The following is a 23,613-nucleotide window of genomic DNA, read 5'->3' as shown; positions in this document are numbered from 1 at the left end:
CTCTGCGTGGGAATGCAGCCCGGGACGCTCCGCGTCCCATTAAAAGCCGAACGCGGAGCGTCCGTAGAGGCATTCCTTTGCTGCGCGTGGGAACGATCTTTCAGGAACTACTGCACCGGATCACTCACCGGCTTCGCAATGATCGCCTTGAGCTCGCTGGTCATCGGAAACTCAAGGTTTAAACCTTTAGGCGGAATCGGCTGCTGGAACCAGCGGTTGTAGATACCGTTGATTTCCCCTGAGCTATATAAATCAGCAAGCGTCGAATTCACCAATTCGAGAAATTGCGGATCGCCCTTGCGCACCATGCAGCTGTAGATTTCCCGCGATTGCTCCTCGCCCACCACGACCCACTTATGCGGATCGCGGGCCTTGGCGCGCTCACCGTAAAGCAGCGCATCGTCCATATAGAACGCCGCCGCCCGCCCTGACTGCAGCATCTGGAACGCTTCGCCGTGGTCCTTGGCGCTGATCACGAACATATCGATCTTGTGATCGACGTTGTAGCTCTTCAGAAACCGCTCATTGGTGGTGCCGGCGGTGGTCACAACGTTCTTGCCGCGCAGGTCGGCGAAGCGCTTGATGCCGCTGTCCTTCGCCGTGAGCAATTGCCCCTTCACGTAGATGAATCCATAGGAAAACGCCACTTGCTGCATGCGCTCGGCAGTCACGCCGGTCGAGCCGCACTCGAGGTCGACCGTGCCGTTCTGCACCAGCGGAATGCGTGTTTGCGAGGTCACCAGGTTGTACTTCACCTGCAGATCCGGCAGCTCGAGTTTTTGCTTGATGCGCTCGACAATCTTGCTCGCCAGGTCCACCGAATAGCCCATCGGCTGCCCCGTGTGATCACCCACGTAAGAGAACGGCACCGACGCGTCGCGATAGCCCAGCGTGATGCTCTTGGCATTGGCAACCTTGTTCAGCGTGCCGGTCAGCGGCGCTTCATTGGCCTGGACCTGACTGGCGAACAGCAGGCCAAGGGTGCAGCCGATCAACGTGATTTTTTGCATTGTTATTCTCCGTTGTGGGTAGATCGAATTAACGGCGGGCGGCGATCACGGTGATTTCCACCAGAACCTCTGGACGGGCCAGTTGCGCCTGCAATGTGGTGCGGGTCGGCGCCTTGTCCGGCGACAGCCATTGTGACCAGACCTCGTTCATGGCGGCGAAATCGCGGCCAATGTCGCTCAAGTAAATGGTCGCGCTGAGCAAGTGATCCTTGTCGCTGCCAGCCTCGGCCAGTAACCCATCGATTTTCGCCAGCACCTCTGCGGTTTGGCCGGCAGCGTCGCGGCTGTCACCCGGCACCTGCCCCGATAGAAACACCAGCTCGCCAAAGGTCACGGCGCCAGAGAGTCGACTGTTGCTGTTGAAACGCTTGATGCTCATCGGTTCTTCCTTTTCCAGTCAGGCAACGCGGGGTGCGAGGCCCTGCATTTCGATCGAGGGTGCGCGCCGGGCAATCAACTCACTCAGCAACCGAGCGCTGCCGCAGGCCAAAGTAAAGCCCAAGGCACCATGGCCGAGGTTGAGCCAGAGGTTGCGGTACGCCGTGGCGCCAATCAACGGCACGCCGCTGGGAGTCGCCGGGCGCATGCCGGCCCACGCGATAGCGGTGTCGTAATCGCCGGTATTGGGCAAGGTTTCCTGGGCCTGGCGCTTGATCAGCGCCAGTCGCTTGGGATCGAGTGCCGGATCGAAGCCGACAATATCGACCATCGCCGCCACCCGCAGTTGTGCACCGATGCGGGCGTAAACGATCTTGCGGTTGTAATCGGTGATGCTCAGCTCGGGTGCGCGATGTTCGGCGCGGATCGGCAGGGTCAGGCTATAGCCCTTGAGCGGGTACAGCGGCAGGTTCATGCCGGGCAACGCCAGCGCCGGGCTGCGATGCCCGGCAGCGATCACCAGTTGCTCGACTGGCAATACCTGCGCGCCCATTTCGATGGCCTGCACCGCGCCGTTCCCGTGACGAATGCCGGTGACTGTACGCCCCAGCAAAAACTCGCAACGCCCCGACGCCTTGAGCCGGGCCACCAGTTGCAGGCAGAAAGCATGGCAATCGGCGACTTCTTCATCGGGCGTGTAGATCGCGCCCACGAATGGCGCCTCGGCAAGCGCCGGCTCCAGCTGTGCGCACTCGGCCCCGGACAACACCTGTTGCTGTCGCGGATCAGCCAGACTGTGGCATGCATGCTCGAAGCTTGCGGCTTCACGAAACGTCACGAGTTTGCCGTTGCGCCGCCAGTCGAAACCGTCGAGGTGGTCTTCGTCGCGCCAGCCTTGCAGCGTGGCCTGACTCAGCAGCGCCAGGCGCAGCAGATGCGCGCCGTTGCGCTGATTCACTGAATGCCGGCAGGCCGCCAGAAAGGACGCCATCCAGCGCCATTGCGCCGGGTCCAGACGCGGACGCAGCTTCAACGGCGAGTCACCGCGCAACATCCAGCCCAGCGCCTGCAACGGTACGCCGGCGTCGGCCAGTGGCGCGACATAGCGGTAGGACAACTGGCCGCCGTTGGCGAAACTGGTCTCGCTGGCAAACGAATCCCGGGCCTCGATCAGCGTCACATCGATGCCGTCGCGCACCAGTGCGTAAGCCGTTGTCAGCCCGATGACGCCGCCACCGATGATGCAAACCCGCTGAGCCATGTCTGTCCTTAAGCGTTGTTGGAACAGGCTTCAGGTTAGGACCAGGTGACAGACGTTGAACAATGCATAAAGATGCCTGACCCATAAACAAAGGTTATGGACTTGCCATGCGACTGCGACACATCGAGATTTTTCAGGCTATTCGCCAGACCGGTTCAGTCAGTGGCGCCGCCCAGTTGCTGCACGTGTCGCAGCCGGCGGTGAGCAAAGTGCTGCAACACGCCGAACAGCAACTGGGTTTTCCACTGTTCCTGCGGGTGCGCGGCAAATTGCAGCCGACGCCCGAAGCCCTGGAGCTTGAGCGCGAAGTCGACAAGGTCACTGAAAGCCTGCAAGGCGTGCGACGCCTGGCCCAGAGCCTGCGCCGCGAGCCGGGCCACAGTGTACGGATTGGCGCGATCCCGGCGCTGGCCTTGTCGCTGCTGCCGCCGGCGATCAACGAATGGACGCAACGCTACCCGGAAATCGCCTGCGAACTGTCCAGCGCCCACAGCCGCGAGCTGATGCAAAACTTGTTGATGCGCGAAGTGGATGTCGCCCTGACGTTGCAACTGCCCGATCATCCGGGCCTGAAGGCGCAGCCCCTGGCCTGCGGGATGCTGGTGGCGCTGGCGCCAAAGGGCTTTTGGCCCGACGACACTCATGGTAAACCGCTGCCGTTGATCGAACTGGCCGGTGCCCCGCTGATCGGCCTGTCCAGCGCCGACCCGCTGGCCGCCAGACTCGACAGTTACCTTGAGGCGGTCGATCCGCCGCCAAAGGTACGCATCGCGGTGCAGACCTATTCGCTGGCGCGGGCAATGGTTGAATCCGGTGCCGGGTTGGCAGTGATCGACCCGTTCACCGCACTCGGTGCGTCCCCCGCCACCACGGCGATTCGCCCGCTGGCGCCAGCGCTGCCGATCACCCTGTACGCAGTGACCCGTGCCGACGAACCGCCGCCACACACCTTGAGCGACTTGTTGCAGGTGTTCAGCCGACGGGCGCAGGCGCAACTGGATCGTTTGATCCCGTAACGGCATCAGAGGACATAAAACAAAATCGCCACAAAGTGCAGCAAACTCCCGGCAATCACGAACAGATGCCAGACCCCATGGGCATGGCGCAAACGGCTATCCAGCGCAAAAAAGACAATCCCCACGGTGTACAACACCCCGCCCGACGCCAACCAGGTAAAGCCGACTGGCCCCAGCGCCGCCAGTAACGGCTTGACCGCCACCAACACGATCCAGCCCATCACCGCGTAGATCACGATCGACAGAATCCGCGCTTCCGAGCGGGGTTTTATTTCTTGCAGGATACCGATCAGCGCCAGCCCCCAGACAATCCCGAACAGCGTCCAGCCCCACGGCCCGCGCAGGGTCACCAGGCAAAACGGTGTGTAACTGCCGGCAATCAGCAAGTAGATCGAAAAATGATCGACCTTTTGCATGATTGTTTTCTTACGCCCACGCACGCTGTGGTACACGGTCGAGGCGCTGTAGAGCACCAGCAAGGTGAACGCGTAAATCGCCACGCTGACGATCTTCCACGGACTGCCGTCCATACTGGCGATCACCAGCATCCACACGCCCCCGACAAGCGCCGCCACCGCCCCGACCAGATGCGTCCAGGCGTTCAATCTTTCCCCGTGATACATGTGTTGCTCACCTCAAAATTCATTACAGCATCGCGCAAGGCTCAGGCCTCAAGGTTAAAAGCGCAATGTTTCCGTATAGCGCAGCTCCTATAAAAAGCCATCGAGCCAAACGTCAGCCAATTGGGCACAATCGAGCGATTCGAATAAGAGTCACGCCCATGCTGATCGATGAAGAGTTGACCCTGAAAAAACTCGAGGTGTTCCTGGCCTTCATGCGCACCGGCAACCTGGCCCGCGCCGCCGCCGAGTTGCAAACCAGCAACGTCAGCGTGCACCGCGCTATCCACTCTCTGGAAAGCGCCCTGCGTTGCCCGCTATTCAAACACGAAGGCCGCAACCTGACCCCACTGGAAAGCGCTTATGTGCTGGAAGAACGGGCGCAGAAGCTGATCCAGGACGTACTCGAAAGCGTGCGCCTGACCCGCGAAGCGGCCGGGTTCTCCGCTGAGCGCTTCAAGCTTGGGTCACTGTATTCGCTGACGGTGAAGACCGTACCGCAACTGATCATGGGCCTGAAGATTCGCCGCAGTGAACTCAATATCGACCTGATCCTGGGCTCGAACATCGACCTGTTGTACAAGCTCAAGAACATGGAAGTCGACGCGATTCTGGTGTCGCTGGACGACAGCGTCAACGACCCGGACTGTGAACAGATTCCGCTGTTTTCCGATGACATCTTCCTCGCCACCCCGGCTGACTCGCCCTTTGCCCAACGGGCCGAAGTCGATCTGGCCGAGGTGCGTGACGAGACGTTTATAACCTTGACCCAAGGCTTCGCCACGCACCAGGACGGTATTCGGGTGTTCAAGCAGGCGGGGTTCGAGCCGAAAGTGGCGATGCAGGTCAACGACATCTTCACCCTGCTGAGCATGGTCAGCTCCGGGGTCGGCTATGCGTTGCTGCCGGGACGGATTGCGGCGGTGTATGAGAACCGGGTGAAGCTGATCCCATTGCAGGAAAAGTATCGGTTACAGCAACACATCGGCGTGGTGTTTCTCAAGGCCAAGGAGCGTGACCCGAATTTGCTGGCGCTTTTGGCAGAGTGTCGGATGTATGCCAATCGGCAGGCTTGAGACCGTGTTGATCGTTCCCACGCTCTGCGTGGGAATGAATCAATGGACGCTCTGCGTCCGCTTTGGGACGCGANAGAGTGTCGGATGTATGCCAATCGGCAGGCTTGAGACCGTGTTGATCGTTCCCACGCTCTGCGTGGGAATGAATCAATGGACGCTCTGCGTCCGCTTTGGGACGCGAAGCGTCCCGGGCTGCATTCCCACGCGGAGCGTGGGAACGATCAGTCAAACCCTAGCCAAGCAATCCGCGCATGATCAGAAACAGCAGCGAAGGCCCGAGCAGGCAGCCCAGTGCGGTATAGAACGCCGCCGTCAGGCAGCCATAAGGCACCAGCTTCGGATCAGTCGCCGCCAACCCGCCGGCCACGCCGCTGGAGGTGCCCATCAACCCACCGAAAATCACCGCACTGCGTGGATTGTTCAAACCGATCATCGGCGCCACGAACGGCGTCATGACCATGACCAGAATCGCCTTGATCAGCCCAGCCGCAATCGATAGCGCCATGACCTCCGAACTGGCCCCGATAGCCGCGCCTGTCACCGGCCCGACGATATAAGTCACCGCACCTGCGCCGATGGTCGTCAGGCTCACCGCATCGGTATAACCAAACGCCATGGCCACCGCGACACCTGCGATGAACGACGTCCCGACACCCACGAACAGTGCCAGCACCCCGACGAAGCCGGCTCGTTTGAGCTCATCGACACTCACACCGAATGCCGTGGCGACAATGGCGAAGTCCCGCAGCATGGCTCCGCCGAGCAGACCGATACCCGAGAGCAACGGAATGTCGACCACGCCTTTCTGGCCACCGGTCAACGCGCCACCGATGTAAGACAGCAGCAGGCCCAGCAGAATGGCGATGGCCGAACCGTGCAGGCGGCCTTTGGTAAATGTGTTGGAAATCCAGTAGGACAGCCACATGGTTACGCCGACAATGGCAAACCCACTGATCAGCCCGTAGCTGGTAATCACCTTCATCATCGATTCGTACATGGTGATCACCCTACGGTTTTTGGTGGTGTGACAGGTTCAGGTGCCTTGTTGCCGATACGCACCAGTACCGGTACCAGAGCGAAGGCAATGGTCACTGCCGCCGTACCGGCCAGGATCGCCATCGGCCCACCCTTGAGCGCACCGTAGACGTTTTGCTGGGCGGCCATGGCGACCACGATAGGGATGTAGATCGCGCTCCAGAACTCCACGCCCTGCTCGGTCTTGCCTTTGAACCAACCGCTTTTGTTGAGGTAGCTGCCGAGCCCGATCAACAGCAGCATCGCGATACCCACGCCGCCCACGTTGGCCGGCACGCCAATCAATTTGCCAAGCAGTTCGCCGATAAAAATACCCGCCAGGGTACAAAAGGCGAGAAACGCCACACCGTAAATAATCATTGTTGTAGTCCTCAAAGTGCATCGTCGAAATTGTTGTTTTTGTAGTTCGCAGCCTGAGTCGGTGATCTAGGGTTGGCGGCTTCCCTCCTCACGCAACAGCGCCTGCAAGGTATCGAGCCGCGCACCGTCGAAGGCAATCACGGTGCCCTGCTCGAACACCCGGCGCGCCAGCCCGGTCAACACCGCACCGGGCGGCAGTTCGATCTGTAGACGCACGCCACGCTCGTAAGCGCTTTGTACCGTGCCGCGCCAATCCACCACGCGGCACATGTTGAAGGCCAGGTCGTCGCGCAAGGCTTCGAGGTTGATAACGGGCCGTGCACGACTGCCGCTCAGGTAACCCAGGGTCGGCGTTTTCAATTGCACCTTGGCGAAGGCTTCGGCCAGGGTTTTCGCCGGTGTTTCCAACAGCGGGCAATGGGACGGCACGCTGACCGCCAAGCGTTTGGCCAGCCCGGCACCACAACCTTTCGCCAACTCGGCAACCGCTTTCATCGCGCCATCGCTGCCGGCAATCACCACTTGGTTATCGGCGTTGATGTTGGCCAGGTAAACCGGCGTGTCGAGGCTATGAACCTGCGCCAGCAAACCTTCCACCGTCGCCAGATCCAGACCGATGATCGCGGTCATGCCGTAGCCCTGAGGATAAGCCTGCTGCATCAGTTCACCGCGCAGGCTGACCAGATGCAGCGCATCGCTGAAGCTCAAGGCGCCGGCCACCACCGCTGCCGGGTACGCACCGATGGACAATCCGGCCACGTAATCCGCGCTCAATAACAACTGACGTGAAGCAGCCACTCCGGCGATCAGCAGGCATAACTGAACCGCCCTCGTCGACTGCAACGCCTCGGCAGAATCCAGCAACAAAACATCTTCACCCAGCACCTCACTCGCCTCGATCAGCGTTTCCCGAGGCAAACGATGGAGCATGCCCGGTTGCTGCGCGCCCTGGCCGGGGAACACCAGCAAACTGCTCACGCTGCTTGCTCCTGCGGGTTCCAGGGATCGCTGACCAGGCAGGCGCCCTGAGCGTTTTTGAGCAGCACCCGTTGCGACGGGCCGGCCCACTCGCGCAGGGCCACCGCGCCGTAAGGTGTCTGCAATTGCATGTCGACCAGACATTCAGCGACGCCGAGAAGCGTCACCCACTCTTGCGCTTGAAGTCGGCTCAACGGTTGCGGTGTACGCAGAATCAAGTCCAGATCGCTGTGCTCATGCAACGCCGCAAAACCACTGGCCAATTCAAATCCGGCGCTACCGCTGACACCCCACACCCAACCGCAGGTGTCGAGCGTCGGCCGCAGTTGCGCCAGCGCTCGCAGGGTCGGCAGGTCGCGAGTTGTCTCGACATGACAGAGCTCTTCCGGCCTTACCCGACGTGAAATCGCCGTGATCGCCATCGACGTTGCATAACGCTGCTCACGCAAGCGTCCGCGTACCCCGACCGCGATCTGATCCGGCGCAGTCATCGCGCGCCGAACCACCACCGGCTGACCTGTGCTGATCGACTCGACCACCCACGCAGGCGCATCTGCAGGCAACTGCTCCGGGGTCATCCCCCACAGCAGGTCGTGGGCCAGAAACGTATTCACCACAGCTCTCTCAGCAGTTGGCGAACCTTGCTCGACGCGGCGCGATTGCTCGCACCCAAGCGGCCGCTCAAATCACGATGATCAGCCTCGACATTTTCAATCGCTTGAACCAGACACTCGTTCACCCGCGCCAGATCCGCCGTCGTCGGTTGTTCGATCTGATCCACCGACAAGGTTTCCCAGAGCAAACCCAGGCTGGCAAAGCTGTCGATGTCATAGGCCATCGGCGGCACGCTGGCGGCCAACGCCTCCAGCTCTTCGACGCTGCGCAACGTCACCCGCGCTGCCGACGCCTTGCCCATCGCATGCACCATCACGTCCGGATCGCGCAATGCGATCAACCGGTTGGCCTGATAGCCATGAGCGAGAAATGCCCCGGACATCGCCTTGCCCACCAGCAAACCGATCACCGCATGCCCGGCCAGTCGGGCACGGGCATAACTGTCCGCCGCACCGGCCAGGGCTTGATGAATGCCGAGGGCTTCTTCGCGGCGGCCGTAAGCCTGGCTCGGCACATCGACAATGGCGATCAAGGCGCGTTTTTGAGGCTTGTCGTTATCCGCGGCAATGACGTCATCCACCGCTTTGGCCAGGCCCCAACCTTCCAGCAAACCGACCTCGCCATTGCGGGCACGGACGAAGCGGTTGTCGGGATCGGCCACCACCGCGATAAACCGCGCAGGCTGCTCACCCAATAAACCATCGGCGACTTTCAACGACGCCGGTAAACCCGCGACCGGTTTCGCGCCGGCACTCAAGGCATTGAACCAGTTCAAGCCTCTCAGGGAACACGAACTCATGAGCGCTCTCCTTGATACAGATCGCGAACCGTCGCCGGCTCGATTTGTGGTTCGGCGTCCAGACGCGCCAGCCGTTGCAGGAACCATTCGGCCTGGCGACTGCGTTGCTGCGCCGGCAAACCCTGCTTGAGCAATTCGCCGACCTGCTGCTGAATCAGCGCCACGTCGTCAGTGACATAGCGATCCACCAGCCCACTGGCGAACCGTTGCTCGCCACCGGTCAGGCTCCAGATAATCGGCCGGTCACGGGAGTCGTATTCCTCAAGCCCGGCTTCCTGCTCGATCACCTGCGGGCCATTGAGGCCAAGACGCGCTTCCTGAGTCACCAGCAAATAGCTGCACAACCCGGCGGCAATCGACATGCCGCCAAAGCAACCGACGCTGCCAGCGACTACGCCGACTACCGGTTGGTACTGGCGCAGATCGACTATCGCCGCGTGAATATCGGCAATCGCCGCCAGCCCGAGATTGGCCTCCTGCAAACGCACGCCACCGGTTTCCAGCAGCAACACGGCGCGAGTGGGAATGCCTTTGCGGTTGTCCTCGGCGGCCAGTTCCAGCGTACCGGCAATCTTCGCCCCGCCGACTTCACCCAGGCTGCCGCCCTGAAACGCACCTTCGATGGCCGCGATCACCACCGGCAAACCACCGAGGCTGCCCTTGGCGATCACCACTCCGTCATCGGCTTGCGGCACCACGCCCTGGCGTGACAGCCATGGCGACATGACGCGCTGAAACGGGTCGAGCAGTTCACGGAAAGTACCCGCGTCGAGCAAGGCTTTCGCTCGTTGGCGGGCGCCGAGTTCGACGAAGCTATGTTTGTTGAGAAGCGCTGCGCTATCAGTCATGGCCGATCTCCTCGAAGCCTTGTTCCAGGCGCAAACGCACCACGCCGGGAGTGGCGCCGAAATCATGGATATCGATCGCCATTGCGGGTGGTGTCTGGCCGTCGAACATCCGCGCGAACAGATGCTGCCAGCGTTGTTCACTGCCGTTGACCGAGGTCTGCACCTGAATCGTCAGCTTGCCGGCCAGGCCCGGTTCGATCAGCACTTCCAGATCGCCCGAGCCCACACAGCCCACCAGCGCCCTGCCCCGAGGCGGCTGCCCGGCGGGGAATTCAAAGGATAAGGTTTCCATCAAAACGCTCCCTGGAAGTTGCCGTCGCCGGACTCGATGCGGTCGATGAACAGGCAGGCTGCGAGCAAGTCCGCAGCGCCGCCGGGCGAGGCATTCAACGCGATTAATTGTTGGTCCAGCTCATGCAAACGGCGGCGGCCGGCCAGGCTCGCGCTGCCGCCGGCGTCGAGCACCGCTTGAGCGCCGAGTTGCATGGTGTGCAAGCCTTGTTCGCCTGCGCGATAGAGGACGCAGGTGTCGGACAGCGTCGTCATGATCGCCAGCAAGGCATCGAGCCGGGCGTTCTGTTCGCCATGGCCAGCGGCACGGCTGAGTTTGAGTTGCGGCAGTGCGCGCTGAATCACCGCAGGAAAACCAAGCTGCGCCTCTTCACGGGCACCGCGCGCGCCGTAACGCTGGGCGACTTGGGCGCCATGGCTCAGAGGACGCGGCGCGTAACGGTCGTCGAGCAAGGCCAGACGTGCGGCGCGCAAGGTCACGGCGCTTGCTTTGGTATTCGTGCACTCCAGCGCCGCCGCAGCGACCAACAGGCCCAAGGCCCAGATCGCTCCACGATGAGTATTCACACCGTTGGTGGTGGCGAGCATCGTTTGTTCACCGTCGCGGCCGATCCGTCCGAGGGCTTCGCGCAGGGGTAAACCGACTTCGCCAAACTCGATGGCCGCATCCGCCATGGCCTTGAACGCCGGCCACAGGGACAACGCCGAAGCGTGCATCAGCCCGAGGTGCAAATCGGTGTGCGCGCCATTGCCGCGACGGTCGACCAGCGCCGGTTTCGGCGACAGATCCGCTTCGTCGATCAGCGCGTCCACCGCCAGATCCGCCAGCCGTTCGGCCAGGGTTAACGTTTTCGGTTGCAGGTTGAATGCGTGCATTACCAGCTCCTGAACTTGGCGGGCGGGTTGTAGAGGCCATCGGACCACTCCACCAGATCGGCCACGCTTTTCGCTGCGAGCAACTCGCGGGTGGCGTCGGTGCGGCGGATGCCGAGGTCTTCGGGCAAGGCGATCAAACCTTCGCGACGCATGCGCGCGGTGTCTTTCGGGTTGTGGCGCAGGCCGATGGAGGTCACCCCGGCGACGGCAGCGATCATCGCCTGGCGTTCTTCGAGGGAACGAGCCTTGTACAAATAGGCGATGCCTTCCTCGGTCAGCAGGTGGGTGACGTCGTCGCCGTAGATCATGATCGGCGCCAGCAGCATGCCGCTTTTCTTCGCCACCTCCACCGCGTCGAGGGTTTCGACGAAGGTCGGTTTGCCGCCCTCCTGGAAGGTCTCGACCATTTGCACCACGAGTTTCTTGCCGCGTTCGAGCATCGGCTCGGCGACGTCGGTGTGGCGCATGTCGAGCCAGGCGGGTGTGCCGTGACGACGACCGCGCGGGTCGTGGCCCATGTTCGGCGCACCACCGAAACCGGCCAGGCGACCGCGCGTCACGGTGGAGGAATGGCCGTCGCCATCGACTTGCAGGGTCGCGCCGATAAACAGGTCCACGGCGTATTGCCCGGCCAGTTGGCAGAACATCCGGTTGGAGCGCAGTGAACCGTCGCGGCCGGTGAAGAACACATCCGGCCGCGCGGCAATGTAATTCTCCATGCCCAGTTCGGTGCCAAAGCAATGCACGCTTTCGACCCAGCCGCTTTCGATGGCAGGGATCAGGGTCGGGTGCGGGTTGAGCGTCCAGTTGCGGCAGATCTTGCCCTTCAAGCCGAGGGATTCGCCGTAGGTCGGCAGGATCAGTTCGATGGCGGCGGTGTTGAAGCCGATGCCGTGGTTGAGCGACTGAACGTTGTGTTTTTCGTAGATCCCGCGGATCGCCATCATCGCCATCAACACGTGCACAGGCTTGATGTGCCGTGGGTCGCGGGTGAACAGCGGCTCGATGTAGAACGGCTTGTCCGCCACCACCACGAAATCGACCCAGGACGCGGGGATATCCACGCGAGGCAAGTCGCTGACATCGTCCACCAGTTGATTGACCTGAACGATGACGATGCCGTCACTGAAGGCCGCCGGTTCGATCAACGCGGGGGTGTCTTCGGTACTCGGGCCGGTGTAGATGTTGCCGGCGCGGTCGGCCATGAAACCGGCCGAGAGCACGACGTTCGGGATCAAGTCCACCACCAGCCGCGCATAGAGCTCGATGTAGGTGTGGATCGCGCCGATTTCCAGCAGGCCGTCTTCGAGCAACTGGCTGATGCGCAGGCTTTGGGTGCCGGCGAACGAGAAGTCGAGCTTGCGGGCAATGCCGCGTTCGAACAGGTCCAGGTGCTCGGAACGCCCGACGCTGGGCATGATCATGTGCAAGTCATGCAGCTTGCCCGGATCGGCCTTGGCCAAGGAGCGGGAAAGGAAATCCGCCTGCTTCTGGTTATTGCCCTCCAGCACCACACGGTCGCCGGGCAGAATCAACGCCTCCAGCGCCGCCACGATTTTATCGGTGGGCAACACCACACCGTCGGCAAGCCCCTTCACCAGCTCGAGGCGCCGCTGCTTTTCGCTGCGCCGCCGCGTCCAGCGCGAGTCGGGGGATATTGTTGTTGTCATGACCACTCCACGGGTTCGCTGTCGTGGGAGTCACCTTAGGAGCGTTGGGTGGGGGGCATCAATCAAGCAGCGTGTTGGATTGTTACGGTCAGGGTAATGGTTGGTTATGGAGTCTCATGATCGTTCCCACGCTCTGCGTGGGAATGCAGCCCGGGACGCTCTGCGTCCCAAAAAGCCGAACGCGGAGCGTCCGTTGAGGCATTCCCACGCAGAGCGTGGGAACGATCAGCGAATCCTGAGCCACCCACAAGACCTGTGGGAGCGGGCTTGCCCGCGAAGGGGCCAGAACAATCCCCGTAGCTCATGGCAGAGAGTAAACAACCGAGAAGTCCCAAAATAGGACCGAACGGTCCCTTTTTGGGAATCTTCAACCTGATGACGCATAAACCTTTGTGGTGAGGGGGCCGACCGCTTGGGGTTTTGTGTTTAAAAGTTTGTCTGTAGGAACGGTGTGAGGCTACGCAGTCTGGCGTCGCTGCCTACAGCAATGCCGGAACCCGCTGACTGGTGCGGTTCATCATGAGTCGTTGCAGATGAAGGCTCGGGCCGGGGTTTAGCGCACAAACGATCGTTCCCACGCTCTGCGTGGGAATGCAGCCCGGGGCTCTGCGTCCCTTTCGCGAGATGGAACGCGGAGCGTCCCTTGAGGCATTCCCACGCGGAGCGTGGGAACGATCATCCGGTCAGACCAGACCCGCATTCACAAGCAGTTCCTCCAGCGCGAGCAAATCAGGCACCTTGGCCACTTGCTCCCCCACCTGCACCGCCGCCTTTTCCAGGGAACACAACGGCACATCCACATAACTCAACTGACTGTCGAGCTTGTAAGAGCGCGGAATCCCCTGCACCAGCAGCGCAATAAACTTCAACTCAGGCCGCCCGCCAAGGGCATTGAGGATGACGATCCGCGCCCGCTCACCGATCACGACTTTGTTGCCACACGCCGCCTCGAAACTGAGCAGTGGAATCTGCCGTTCGCGCCACGTCACCCGCCCCAGGTACCACGGCGGTGTATCGAGGTCGAAAGCCCCCGGCTGATAGTCGATGAGTTCAGCAACGGCGACGTTAGGCAGGATCAGGTTGCGATCCGCCAAGGGCAATAAAAGCCCAGTGAGGTTGCTGGAGCGGTGTTCATGCATGGGTTTTGCTCCACCGGGCGATGCTGTCGAGCAGCACCGATTCCTGGTATGGCTTGCCAAGGTAGTCGTTGACGCCGATGGCCATGGCGCGGTCGCGGTGTTTTTGGCCGGTACGGGAGGTGATCATGATGATCGGCAGATGCCGCAAGCGTTCGTCGGCGCGCACCTGGGTCGCCACTTCGAAGCCGTCCATGCGCGGCATTTCGATGTCCAGCAGCATCAGGTCGGGCCTGTGTTCTTCGAGCAGCAACATGGCGTCGACACCGTCCTTGGCGGTCAGCACGTTCATGCCGTGGCGTTCCAGCAAACGGCTGGTGACCTTGCGCACGGTGACTGAATCGTCGACCACCAGCACCAGCAACGGCCGTTGCGACTCGGGCTCTACGTCCTGCGTCACCGGTCGTTGCGGCACCCGCGCTTGCATCGCGCGGATCGGCGCCAGCAAGTCGAGAATCAGCACCACCCGACCATCGCCGAGAATCGTCGCGCCGGACAAACCCTGCACCGCGGCGAACTGCGGGCCTAGGCTTTTGACCACGATTTCCCGGGTACCGGCCGTGGCATCCACCTGCACTGCGACGTGCCGCTCGTTGCACTGCACCAGCAACACCGGCAACGGCAAGCTCTGGCCCAGCAGTTTCGGGCGGGTACTGGTTTTCAGCAGCTCGCCGAGATAGCACAGCTCATAACGTTGCCCGGCATATTCGTAGGTCGGCGGATCGAGCCGGTAATGCCCTTCGAGTTCGTTGGGCAACACCCGAACGATGCCATCGATGGTGTTCAGCGGAATCGCGTATTGATCCTCCCCGCACTGCACCATCAGCGCGCGGTTGACCGACACGGTGAACGGCAGGCGAATCCGGAAATGCACGCCCTGCCCAGGCACAGAGTCGATGATCATGCTGCCGCCGAGCTGCCGGACTTCTTCGTGAACCACGTCCATGCCGACGCCACGCCCGGAGATCTGAGTGATTTTCTCGGCAGTGGAGAACCCCGGTTGCAGGATGAATTGCAGCACGTCTCGGTCGCTGATGTCGCTGTCCGGGTGGAGTAACCCGCGCTTGATTGCCTTGCGCCGCACGGCGTCCAGCGGCACGCCGGCACCGTCGTCGCGGATGTCGAAAATGATGTCGCCGCCCTCTCGCGACAGGTCGAGGGTGATCTTGCCTTGGGCCGGTTTACCCGCCGCGATACGCACCTCGGCCGATTCCAGCCCATGGTCGACGGCGTTGCGCAGCATGTGTTCCAGCGGCGCGGCCATGCGTTCTAGGACGTTGCGGTCCATCTCGCCCTCGGCGTTGCCGACGACGAAGTCCACGTCCTTGCCCAGTTCGCTGGCGACCTGACGAACGATGCGTTTCAAACGCGGCAGCATTCGCTCGAACGGCACCATGCGCGTACGCATCAGGCCTTCCTGCAATTCGGTGTTAATGCGGCCCTGCTGTTGCAGCAGGTTTTCCGCGTCCTGATTGCGCCGCTCGAGGGTTTCCTTGAGGTCGAGCAGGTCGGAGGCTGACTCGAACAACGCCCGCGACAACTGTTGCAGCTGCGAATGACGGTCCATCTCCAGCGGGTCGAATTCTTCGTAGCCCAAGCGCTCGGCGTCGACTTGCTGACGGCTGAGAATCCGCCCCTGGGTTTCGGTATCGAGGCGGCGCAACTGGTCGCGCATGCGCTCGATGGTGGTTTCCATCTCGCTCAGGGCCACCCGTGCGTCGTTGACCTGTTGTTCGATGCGGCCTCGGAAGATTGAAGTTTCCCCGGCCAGGTTGACCAGGTCGTCGAGCAACTCCGCCGAAACCTTGACCGTGTCGGCACCTTCGGGTTGGGGTGCGGATGGCTCGGCTTTGGGCGCTACGGGCAGCGTCACGGGTGCCGATGTTTCGGGCACCGCCGGATGGCTGAAATTCTTGATCGCGTCGATCAGCCGATCGGCCGGCGGCAGTGGCTGACCGGCGCGGGTGGCGTCGAGCATCTGCGCCAGTCGGTCATGGCTGCGTTGCAACAGCGAGAATAGCTCGGCGGTGGGTTGGAGCACGCCCGCCGACAAGCCTTCGTAGAGGAATTCCAGTTCATGGGCCAGGTCGCCAATCGGCGCAATCTCCACCATCCGCGCGCCACCCTTGAGGGTGTGCAGGTCGCGCAGCAGGGTTTCCACTTCCTGGCGATTCGAAGGCTCGGCCTGCCAGCGCAGCAGTGCCGCGCCGGAGTTTTCGATGATGTCGAAACCTTCTTCGAGGAAGATTTCCAGAAGCTCGGAATCATGGCTCGCTGAATCGTTGCTGGCCGCCGGTTCGATCACCTCGGCGCTGCCGGTATTGCCCTGGCGAAACTCACGAATGGCTGCGATCAACTCACCCGGATCACCCAACGGACGGTTGTGCTGCAACCGATCAAGGAACATGGCCAGTCGGTCATGGCTCTGTTGCAGCAACTGCGCCAGTGTTTCGCTGTGGTTGTAACGGCGATCCACCAGGCCTTCGTAAAGGCTTTCAAGTTCATGGGCCAGATCGCCGACCGGCTCGACCTCAGCCATCCGCGCGCCACCTTTGAGGGTGTGCAAGTCGCGCTGCAAGGACAGGAGCGGCGCGGCGTTGTCCGGTTCGCTCAACCAGCGTTGCAGGGCCTGGCCGGCGCTCTCAAGAATATCCACCGCTTCTTCAAGAAAGATCGAAACGATTTCGTCGTCCAGCTCCACCTGAGTCGCGGCCTGCTCCAGCTCGGCCGTGGCGCTGCCCAGCTCTCGAATGCTCAGGGTACGGCTGCCGTCACTGCGGATCAGGCCCATTGACGAAGGATCGAGACTCTCATCGAGCAAACCGCGCAAGGCTCGCACCCGCTGCGGTTGCGCAGTGACTTCCTGGCCGGCGGCCAGTTCGTCGAGCATGTTGATCAGCGCTTCGTGGGCACTTTGCGCCTCGTGGAAAAACCTGTCGCTGACCGCCAGGCTGCTTTCTTCCACAGCACCATAAAGGTCGAGCAAGGCTTCGCAGAGTTCATCCACCGGATGCAGGTCGGCCAGGTGCGCGCCTTCGCCCAGAGTGGTCAATTCGTCCAGCAGCGCGCTGAGTTCCTGCCGCTCGCCGGGATGCTGCTGCCAGCGCTGCAACAGGCTTTCGGCGTCCAGCAGGATGTCCATGCCCTGGGCAAGGAAATTGTTGATCAGTTGCGGATCGCGCTTGATGCGCTGCCGCGTATTGGGCGTGCTCAAGAGGCTTTGCAGGCGCTCGGCCAGCACTGCGTGGGTTCGCTCAATCAACGAGCGGGCGTCGGGAATTTCAGCCAGCGGATCGCTCTTGAGCTGTCGCAGGCCAAGGCGGAACAGCCCTTCGGCTTCCAGCAGCAATTCGACTTCGTCCAGATCAAGGGCAATCCGGTGCGCCTTGTACTCCCGGGCCAGTTCATCCAGCGACGCCGCCAGCTCGGCAATCGGCAGCACGCCGGCCATCGAGGCGCTGCCCTTGAGCGTATGCAACGCCCGCTGCAACTCGTCGCTGGCCTGAAGCGGTACGTGTTCGGAGGCTTGGTCGAGAAAGCGATTGAGGCTGCTCAAATGGGTTTCAGCTTCGTTGCGGAAGATCTCCAGCAACAGTGGATCGAGCGCCGCGACATCCTGCACGTCCTCATCGGATACAGGTTTATCACCCTTGGCGAGGGCATGGGCGCGGGCGGCCAATTGATCGACATCATTGCGTTGGCGCTGGGCATTGGCGGCGAACTCGGCCACCAGATCCGGAAGCAGCTTCAGCGCATCGCCCACCAGTTGTTGCACCGCGGGGCCCGGTGCAACGCTGTGTTCAAGCACGCGGTTGAGCAGGTTTTCCACCGCCCAGGCCAGTTCGCCCAGCACCAGTGCGCGGACCATCCGGCCACTGCCTTTGAGGGTGTGGAAGGCGCGGCGTAATTCACTCAAGACCGATGTGCTGTCGGGACTGGCCGACCAGCGCGGCAGATATTCCTCGAGGACTTCCAGCACCTCGTCAGTCTCTTCGAGAAAGACGTCCCGCAGCTCATCATCTACCGGTTCTTCACCGGCGGGCGGCGGCAACAGGCTCCCCGGCGTGGTCAGGGCTGGCGGGTTGACGGACGATACGGGGCTGGCCAGCACATCGGCCAGGGACTGAACGGTTTCGGGGTCGTCCAGTTCCTGCATGTCTTGCATGACCAGGGCTTCACTGGGGCTGAGTACATCCTTGAGCATCGGCACCTGCTGTTCGCTGGGGAAGAAGCCGAGTGAGGCCAAGCCTTTTTCCGCGACATCGAGCAGGTGTTCACCCGGCGCTTCGGGGTCGTCGCTGAGGCGCTCCAGGTAATACTCGATGCTGGTGATGACGTCGGCCAGGCTGTCCAGTTGCTGCCAGCCGGGCTGGCCCGGGTCCACCAGCAGATGCTCGCGGATGAAGCCGTTGCAGGTCTCGACCAGGCTCGCCGCGCGGGCCAACGGAATCATCGCCAACGCACCGCGCACTTGGGTCAGCAACGCCGGCAAGGGTTGCAGATGCTGGCGGTCCCAGTCGGCGTCGATGTAGTCGACGATCATGTCCTTGGCCTGTTGCAGGCAGATGCGCGCTTCCTTGATGACAATCTGGTGAATCTGCGTCAGGTCGGTGGTCGGCAGACGACTGTCTTCCTGGCTTTGCGGCTCCACGGTGCCGACCATGCCGGCCAGGGTCGCTTCGACATAGAGCAAGGCCCCGGCGACGTCCATGAGGGTCGCGTCGTTGGGCTCGCGCTGGCCCTGGGCAAGGCTCAGCACCACCGCCAGTTGATCGATGATGACCTTGCGCGGCTGGCCGAAACCCAGCACCGCCAGGGTGTCGGCGATTTGCCGCAGGGGCGCCAGCAGGCTTTCGAGGTCCGAGATGTGTTGGCGGTCGCTGCGCACGAACAAATCCAGGCGCTCCTTGACCCGCACCAGCTCTTCGCACAGCGCCGACAATACCGAACGCATGGCGTCGCGGTCAGGGCCGGCCAGCCGTGCCCGTTCTTCATCGACCATCGCGCCGTTGGGTAACGCGTCGTCAAGTGAGTAGCGATCTTTCATGGTCAGCATCTGCCCGGTGGGGTGTTCGGCCTTGGCAATATAGAACAACAAACTCTTGAGCAGCTCTGGCGGTGCCGGTTGATTGATTCCGGGCATGCCTTGTTCGAGCAAACGCTTGAGTTCTTTGTCGGTGTCCCTGAACAGGCTGCGCAACGCCGGGCTGTTGGCAATCGAGCCATTGCGCATGCCCTCGACCAGCGCCGAAGCGACGTGCCATAACGGGCTCAGCGGCGCGCTGTCGCACAGCGCTTCGAGGCGCGCAAACACTTTGGCCAGATAACCGAAGTGGGTTTCGTCATCCTGCTCGCGCAGCAAACCGACCAGCGCCATCTGCAACATCTGCCGCAATTTGCGCAGCATATTTGGCAAGTCGGACGGTTCCAGCAGCGCCAGGGCTTCTTGGCTCAGGGGCGGCAGCTCCGGCAGTTGCGGGCTGAACAAACTGGTTTCCGACAACAGGCTTTCGCCGCGAGCGCTGCGCAGGTCGTTGATCAACGGCAACACGACTAAAGGCAAATCACGACGGGCGCCTTGCACCCGGTCGAGGTAAGTCGGCAATTGCCCCAGGGCGTGCAGCAACAGATGGATCGCCTCGTCACGATGGTTGACGCGGTTCTGCTGCAAGGCGCTGATCAGCTGCTCGATTTCTTCGGCGAGCAGGGCCGCGCCGTAGAATTCGACCATCTGCAAACTACCGTGAACCTGATGGACACAGGCCAGGCACTCGCTCAGCGCGTGCGTCGCCTGCGGGTCGTCGATCAGGGTTTCGATTGCCTGATGAGCCTGCTTCAGCGTTTCGGCAATCTCGCCTTTGACCCACTCAAGGGCCACATAGTCGTGCCGATCACCCATAACCACTCCAATCAAGATGCATCCGCCCAGAGGCGGTTCAAGCGTTGTCCGCAGACTTGGCCGGCAAGGTGAAACCGGACACCGAACGTCGCAGCTGGCTGGCCATTTTCGCCAGGTTGCCAATGCTCTCGGCGGTGGCGGTGGAGCCGGACGAGGTCTGCGTGGTGATCTGCTGGATCACGTTCATCGTCAGGGAAATCTGGCCGGCCGACGAAGTCTGTTGCTGCGCGGCGTTGGAAATACTCTGGATCAGTGCCGCGAGGGTCTTCGATACGCCTTCGATTTCTTCCAGGGCCACTCCGGCATCCTGCGCCAGACGCGCGCCACGCACCACTTCGGTGGTGGTCTGTTCCATGGAAATCACCGCTTCGTTGGTGTCGGTCTGAATCGCCCGCACCAGCGTCTCGATCTGCCGGGTCGCTGCGGATGAACGCTCGGCCAGGCGTTGCACTTCGTCGGCCACCACCGCAAAACCGCGCCCGGCATCACCGGCCATGGACGCCTGAATCGCCGCGTTGAGGGCGAGGATGTTGGTCTGATCGGCAATGTCATCGATCAGGCTGACTATGTCGCCGATTTCCTGAGAAGACTCACCCAGCCGCTTGATGCGCTTGGCCGTGTCCTGAATCTGCTCGCGAATATTGTCCATGCCGTGGATGGTGTTGTGCACCACTTCGTTGCCCTTGTTCGCGATCTCCACCGAACGTTCGGCCACCGCAGAGGATTCGGCGGCGTTGGCCGAGACCTGATCGATGGACTGGGCCATGTCGTTGATCGCGGTGGAGGCTTCGGAAATCTGCTGCGCCTGATGCTCCGAGGCTTGGGCCAAGTGCATCGCGGTGGCCTGGGTTTCCTGCACGGCGGCGGCGACCTGGCCGGCGGTGAGGTTGATGGTCGCCACCAGATCGCGCAGTTGGTCGACGGAATAGTTGATCGAGTCGGCGATGGTCCCGGTGAAGTCTTCGGTCACCGAGGCGGTCACGGTCAGATCGCCGTCGGCGAGGTCCTCGATCTCGTCCAGCAAACGCATGATCGCGTTCTGGTTGCGCTCGTTCTTCTCGGCGGTTTCACGCAGCTGACGGTTGGTTTCGCGCACCATCACCAGACCGATGAGGATGATCGACATCAGCGCCAGCAAGCCCAGCACATAGCCGCCGATGGTATTGGTGTTGCGCCCGCCGGCGAGGTTTTCGAAACGGCTGGCCAGGTGCGAGGCTTCATCGAGCAGGGTTTGCGACAGGGTAAAGATGTTGGTGGCCGATTCGCGGACCTTGAACAGCTCCGGTGAGGTTTCGAGGATTTCGTCCACCGAACCCGATACGAATTCGAACAGTTCGGAAATCTCGGTCAACCGGGCGCGCGCATCACGGTCTTCGACCTGACTGATTTTCAGTGCCGAATTGCCCTGAAGCATGCCGTTGAGCACCAGGCCGAAACGCGCCGCGTCGCGCCCGAAAGCGTCGGCCGCCTGCTGTGAATTTTCATCGCCCGACAGCACGGTGTTCACCGCACCGAGAATTCGCTCGGCCAACAGCGACTGACGCTGGGCCATCGCCACCTGAGTGGCCGGGGCGCCACGTTGCAGGAGGGTTTCGACGACCTTTTCGTACTCGACCTGCAACTGCGGCACGGTTTCGGCCAGGGTCGCGGCGACTTGATGCAAGGACAACACGGTCTGCTCGCTGGAGAGGATGGCGTCGGTGTTTTTCAGTAAACGCTCCCAGTCCAGCTGCACGGCGCGCATTTCCGGGCGCACGGTGGACGGTGCCGGCGGCAGGCCGGTGGAAGGATCGCCGTTCTTCAGATAGCCCCAACGCTGGGCGAAGTCGTTGCGCGCATCGCTGAGCAACTTGAACGCCGCGGCCTTGCCGGCGGCGGCTTCGGTGGCGTTCTTGGCGATGCGTTGGGACAGCACGCGCAGCTCACCGGCGTGGCCGATGTACTGTTTGTCGTAATTCGCCTGGGTGTTGAGGTACGCGAAGTTGGCGAACAGAAGCATGATGAAGACGATCAGCGCGATGAACAGCACGATGATCTGCGACCGACTGCGCGACCCTTCTGGCTTGCCTGTTTTAGCTTTTATCATCGGTCCTCGCCTGTTAACCAACACCCTTGTGAGACCTGACAGGAACCCTGTGGGAGCGGGCTTGCCCGCGATGAGGGCGTGTCAGTCGACATTTATTGAACCTGACGCACCGCTATCGCGGGCAAGCCCGCTCCCACAGGTTATGCGGCGACGTTCATGAATCCTTGCGACTGCGCCAATGCAAACGGGCTGAACACCTGCCAATTCTGCTCACGCTGAAACCGGCCTTTAACGAACGCCGACATCGGCCCTTGCAAGCCATCGGCCGGCACCGGCTCCAGACTGTCCTGGGCAAAATGCTGCAAGCCGAAGACCTCATCGACCATCAACCCGGCAAACACGTCGTTGTGCTCCACCACCAATATCCGCCGTTGCTTGCGCAAGGCAGGCAGTTCATGGCCGGGCTCATAACCATAAAAAAAGCCATGCAAATCCATGATCGGCAGCAGGCGCCCGCGCAGGTTAGCCACGCCCTTGACCCAGGGTTTGACCCCCGGCAATTGTGTAACGCGCGGTTCATGCAGGACTTCGCTGACTTCGCCCATGGGCGCGACATACCAATGCTCGCCCAAGCGAAAGCCAATGCCGCTCCAGCTGTCCTGTCGGGTCGGCTGGGACGGCAGGTCCGCCGCCAGCAGACGACAGCGCTGGTCAATCTGCAGCAGCAGTTCGAAAGCCGTCAGCGACTCGGTCATGGCCGGACGATCAACCGGCCAGCACGTTGTTCAGGGTCTTGATCAGGGTATCTTCGTCGACCGGTTTGGTCAGGTAGTCCTTGGCGCCCTGGCGCGTGCCCCAGACTTTGTCGGTTTCTTGATCCTTGGTGGTGATGATGATCACTGGAATATGCCCGGTTTCCGGGTCTTTGGTCAGCTGACGGGTCGCCTGGAAACCGTTGAGGCCGGGCATGACGATGTCCATCAGCACCGCGTCGGGTTTTTCCTGACGGGCCAGGGCCACGCCGTCGGCGCCGTTTTCGGCTTTCAACACCTCATGCCCGTGCTTTTCGAGCATGCCGGTCAGTTTGTACATTTCGGTCGGCGAATCATCGACGATCAGAATACGTGCCATGGTCTTCCCCATTCTTGTCGACACCGGGCCCCATGGCCGAGCATCACTGTGCGTGTCCTACTGCGGCGAAACGGCGGCAAAGCCCGGTACATGGGCCTGAATCGCGTTCAGCAGTTCTTCCTTGCTGAAAGGTTTGGTCAAAAACTGGTCGGAACCGACGATCCGCCCCTTGGCCTTGTCGAACAACCCGTCCTTGGACGACAGCATAATCACTGGCGTGGACTTGAACGCACTGTTGTTCTTGATCAACGCGCAGGTCTGATAGCCATCCAGACGCGGCATCATGATGTCGACAAAGATGATGCCGGGGTGATTGTCGGCAATCTTGGCCAGGGCATCGAAACCATCGATTGCGGTGATGACTTCACAGCCCACGTTTTTCAACAGCGTTTCGGCGGTGCGACGAATCGTTTTCGAATCATCGATCACCATGACCTTCAAGGCGCTGGAATGCTGTTCCATAGTGGCTCTACCGTCGCCTTTGTGAATCAATATGTCCGTTTGCCACTCGTCGGTGGCCCGAAACCCTTGATACTCAAGGGCCAACACGGCATGGCAGCCTTTTTAGCACAGTCTCCCCATCCAATC

The 23,613-nt window shown here is 61.6% G+C and carries 21 protein-coding genes; 2 read left to right on the top strand and 19 right to left on the bottom strand.

What is annotated here, in order from left to right; genetic code table 11:
* Positions 1 to 107: 107 nt before the first annotated feature.
* The 3 genes from MMG91_RS16540 to MMG91_RS16530 are packed head-to-tail and all read right to left on the bottom strand — an operon-like array spanning position 108 to position 2,649.
* Positions 108 to 1,010 carry a transporter substrate-binding domain-containing protein gene (locus MMG91_RS16540; RefSeq protein WP_305447240.1) on the bottom strand — a complete coding sequence of 301 codons (903 nt, stop codon included), beginning with the start codon at positions 1,008 to 1,010 and terminating at the stop codon, positions 108 to 110.
* 28 nt (positions 1,011 to 1,038) lie between these two features.
* Positions 1,039 to 1,389 (bottom strand): RidA family protein, encoded by a 351-nt coding sequence (locus MMG91_RS16535; protein ID WP_038981012.1) that lies wholly within the window; start codon positions 1,387 to 1,389, stop codon positions 1,039 to 1,041.
* Between the two features lie 18 nt (positions 1,390 to 1,407).
* The gene (locus tag MMG91_RS16530; RefSeq protein WP_310660171.1) at positions 1,408 to 2,649 is read right to left on the bottom strand and encodes a D-amino acid dehydrogenase; all 1,242 of its coding nucleotides are present in this window, start codon (positions 2,647 to 2,649) and stop codon (positions 1,408 to 1,410) included.
* 107 nt (positions 2,650 to 2,756) lie between these two features.
* Between MMG91_RS16530 and MMG91_RS16525 the strand changes: the two genes are divergently transcribed.
* Entirely contained in the window at positions 2,757 to 3,665 is a 909-nt protein-coding gene (locus MMG91_RS16525; RefSeq protein ID WP_305447243.1) for a LysR family transcriptional regulator, read from the top strand.
* Positions 3,666 to 3,670: 5 nt separating this feature from the next.
* Here MMG91_RS16525 and trhA read toward each other — a convergent pair whose 3' ends face one another.
* A complete protein-coding gene (gene trhA / locus MMG91_RS16520; protein ID WP_305447244.1) occupies positions 3,671 to 4,288 on the bottom strand; it encodes a PAQR family membrane homeostasis protein TrhA in 618 nt (205 codons plus the stop codon).
* Between the two features lie 158 nt (positions 4,289 to 4,446).
* On the opposite strand from trhA, the gene MMG91_RS16515 reads away from it, so the two are divergent.
* Positions 4,447 to 5,361: a LysR substrate-binding domain-containing protein gene (locus tag MMG91_RS16515; RefSeq protein ID WP_123357331.1), complete on the top strand. Its 915-nt coding sequence runs from the start codon at positions 4,447 to 4,449 to the stop codon at positions 5,359 to 5,361.
* A gap of 232 nt (positions 5,362 to 5,593) precedes the next feature.
* On the opposite strand, the gene madM is transcribed toward MMG91_RS16515, so the two are convergent.
* The 15 genes from madM to pilG form a co-directional block, all read right to left on the bottom strand.
* Positions 5,594 to 6,358: a malonate transporter subunit MadM gene (gene madM / locus MMG91_RS16510; RefSeq protein ID WP_123500490.1), complete on the bottom strand. Its 765-nt coding sequence runs from the start codon at positions 6,356 to 6,358 to the stop codon at positions 5,594 to 5,596.
* 5 nt (positions 6,359 to 6,363) lie between these two features.
* Positions 6,364 to 6,756 (bottom strand): malonate transporter subunit MadL, encoded by a 393-nt coding sequence (madL, locus tag MMG91_RS16505; RefSeq protein ID WP_154979545.1) that lies wholly within the window; start codon positions 6,754 to 6,756, stop codon positions 6,364 to 6,366.
* 66 nt (positions 6,757 to 6,822) lie between these two features.
* Complete coding sequence (mdcH, locus tag MMG91_RS16500) at positions 6,823 to 7,734, bottom strand: malonate decarboxylase subunit epsilon (protein ID WP_310660170.1); 912 nt, start codon at positions 7,732 to 7,734, stop codon at positions 6,823 to 6,825.
* Positions 7,731 to 8,351 carry a malonate decarboxylase holo-ACP synthase gene (locus MMG91_RS16495; RefSeq protein WP_310660169.1) on the bottom strand — a complete coding sequence of 207 codons (621 nt, stop codon included), beginning with the start codon at positions 8,349 to 8,351 and terminating at the stop codon, positions 7,731 to 7,733. The genes mdcH and MMG91_RS16495 overlap by 4 nt, the downstream gene beginning before the upstream one ends.
* On the bottom strand, positions 8,345 to 9,148 hold the full coding sequence (mdcE, locus tag MMG91_RS16490; protein ID WP_310660168.1) for a biotin-independent malonate decarboxylase subunit gamma: 804 nt from the start codon (positions 9,146 to 9,148) through the stop codon (positions 8,345 to 8,347). Before mdcE ends, MMG91_RS16495 begins: the two co-directional genes overlap by 7 nt.
* Positions 9,145 to 9,996 carry a biotin-independent malonate decarboxylase subunit beta gene (locus MMG91_RS16485; RefSeq protein ID WP_310660167.1) on the bottom strand — a complete coding sequence of 284 codons (852 nt, stop codon included), beginning with the start codon at positions 9,994 to 9,996 and terminating at the stop codon, positions 9,145 to 9,147. Before MMG91_RS16485 ends, mdcE begins: the two co-directional genes overlap by 4 nt.
* On the bottom strand, positions 9,989 to 10,288 hold the full coding sequence (locus MMG91_RS16480) for a malonate decarboxylase subunit delta (RefSeq protein WP_007941972.1): 300 nt from the start codon (positions 10,286 to 10,288) through the stop codon (positions 9,989 to 9,991). Before MMG91_RS16480 ends, MMG91_RS16485 begins: the two co-directional genes overlap by 8 nt.
* Positions 10,288 to 11,163, bottom strand: coding sequence for a triphosphoribosyl-dephospho-CoA synthase (locus tag MMG91_RS16475; protein ID WP_310660166.1), 876 nt, complete (start codon positions 11,161 to 11,163; stop codon positions 10,288 to 10,290). The genes MMG91_RS16480 and MMG91_RS16475 overlap by 1 nt, the downstream gene beginning before the upstream one ends.
* Complete coding sequence (gene mdcA, locus MMG91_RS16470; RefSeq protein WP_310660165.1) at positions 11,163 to 12,833, bottom strand: malonate decarboxylase subunit alpha; 1,671 nt, start codon at positions 12,831 to 12,833, stop codon at positions 11,163 to 11,165. Before mdcA ends, MMG91_RS16475 begins: the two co-directional genes overlap by 1 nt.
* A 683-nt stretch (positions 12,834 to 13,516) precedes the next feature.
* Positions 13,517 to 13,972, bottom strand: a complete 456-nt coding sequence (locus MMG91_RS16465) for a chemotaxis protein CheW (protein ID WP_305447252.1) — start codon at positions 13,970 to 13,972, stop codon at positions 13,517 to 13,519.
* Complete coding sequence (locus MMG91_RS16460) at positions 13,965 to 19,868, bottom strand: Hpt domain-containing protein (protein WP_310660164.1); 5,904 nt, start codon at positions 19,866 to 19,868, stop codon at positions 13,965 to 13,967. Before MMG91_RS16460 ends, MMG91_RS16465 begins: the two co-directional genes overlap by 8 nt.
* Positions 19,869 to 19,905: 37 nt before the next feature.
* Entirely contained in the window at positions 19,906 to 21,954 is a 2,049-nt protein-coding gene (locus tag MMG91_RS16455; RefSeq protein ID WP_310660163.1) for a methyl-accepting chemotaxis protein, read from the bottom strand.
* Positions 21,955 to 22,094: 140 nt separating this feature from the next.
* A complete protein-coding gene (locus MMG91_RS16450) occupies positions 22,095 to 22,649 on the bottom strand; it encodes a chemotaxis protein CheW (protein WP_305447255.1) in 555 nt (184 codons plus the stop codon).
* Between the two features lie 10 nt (positions 22,650 to 22,659).
* Positions 22,660 to 23,025, bottom strand: a complete 366-nt coding sequence (gene pilH, locus MMG91_RS16445; protein ID WP_007897961.1) for a twitching motility response regulator PilH — start codon at positions 23,023 to 23,025, stop codon at positions 22,660 to 22,662.
* 57 nt (positions 23,026 to 23,082) lie between these two features.
* Entirely contained in the window at positions 23,083 to 23,487 is a 405-nt protein-coding gene (gene pilG, locus MMG91_RS16440; protein ID WP_038980984.1) for a twitching motility response regulator PilG, read from the bottom strand.
* Positions 23,488 to 23,613: the final 126 nt, after the last annotated feature.

The organism is Pseudomonas sp. JL3 (assembly GCF_031570575.1).
Lineage (GTDB): Bacteria > Pseudomonadota > Gammaproteobacteria > Pseudomonadales > Pseudomonadaceae > Aquipseudomonas > Aquipseudomonas cucumis.
The sequence above is the reverse complement of the archived record's forward strand: the minus strand, read 5'-3'. Positions and strand labels throughout refer to the sequence as shown.